Origin of the sequence: Pseudoalteromonas piscicida (assembly GCF_002744175.1) — a bacterium.
GTDB classification, from domain to species: domain Bacteria; phylum Pseudomonadota; class Gammaproteobacteria; order Enterobacterales; family Alteromonadaceae; genus Pseudoalteromonas; species Pseudoalteromonas piscicida_B.
On record NZ_NKHF01000185.1, the window covers coordinates 1 to 787 of the forward strand.

At 46.4% G+C, this 787-nt stretch carries 5 tRNA genes; all 5 read left to right on the forward strand.

Going from position 1 to position 787, the window contains the following annotated elements:
* Positions 1–79 precede the first annotated feature (79 nt).
* A tRNA-Leu gene (locus tag CEX98_RS22390) sits at positions 80–164 on the forward strand.
* Positions 165–200: 36 nt separating this feature from the next.
* Positions 201–275 (forward strand) — tRNA-Gln (locus tag CEX98_RS22395).
* Between the two features lie 5 nt (positions 276–280).
* Positions 281–365, forward strand: a tRNA-Leu gene (locus tag CEX98_RS22400).
* Positions 366–515: 150 nt separating this feature from the next.
* Positions 516–590 (forward strand) — tRNA-Gln (locus CEX98_RS22405).
* A 2-nt stretch (positions 591–592) separates the two neighbouring features.
* Positions 593–669: transfer RNA gene (locus CEX98_RS22410), tRNA-Met, on the forward strand.
* The last annotated feature ends 118 nt before the right edge of the window (positions 670–787 follow it).

A 787-nucleotide genomic window follows, 5' to 3' on the forward strand; every position in this document is an offset into this window, starting at 1 on the left:
TGTGCGGAAGTGGCGGAATTGGCAGTTGTCTTGATGTAGACGCTGGATTTAGGTTCCAATAACTAATGCAAAAAGATGTGCGGAAGTGGCGGAATTGGTAGACGCGCTGGATTTAGGTTCCAGTATCTTCGGATGTGAGAGTTCAAGTCTCTCTTTCCGCACCATGTTCTTGATTAGAACTAAAACAATCAAGTTTTCGTTGGAGTATCGCCAAGCGGTAAGGCAGCGGGTTTTGATCCCGCCATTCCCAGGTTCAAATCCTGGTACTCCAGCCAACAATGCGGAAGTGGCGGAATTGGTAGACGCGCTGGATTTAGGTTCCAGTACCTTAGGGTGTGAGAGTTCAAGTCTCTCTTTCCGCACCATGTTCTTTTAAGTCAGAACTAAAAAAGATTTTATTTCGTTGGAGTATCGCCAAGCGGTAAGGCAGAGAAGAGAGAGGTTTTGATCCCTCACTCATCCCCCCCAGATTCAAATCCTGGGTTCAGCAAGTTAGGTTAGATTTGAAATTTCGTTGGAGTATCGCCAAGCGGTAAGGCAGCGGGTTTTGATCCCGCCATTCCCAGGTTCAAATCCTGGTACTCCAGCCAATGGCTATGTAGCTCAGCTGGTTAGAGCACATCACTCATAATGATGGGGTCCCCTGTTCAAATCAGGGCATAGCCACCATTCTTTAAATGCAGAAGTAGCGGAATTGGCAGTTGTCTTGAAATAGGCGCTGGATTTAGGTTCCAATAACTAATGCAAAAAGATGTGCAGAAGTAGCGGAATTGGCAGTTGTCTTGAT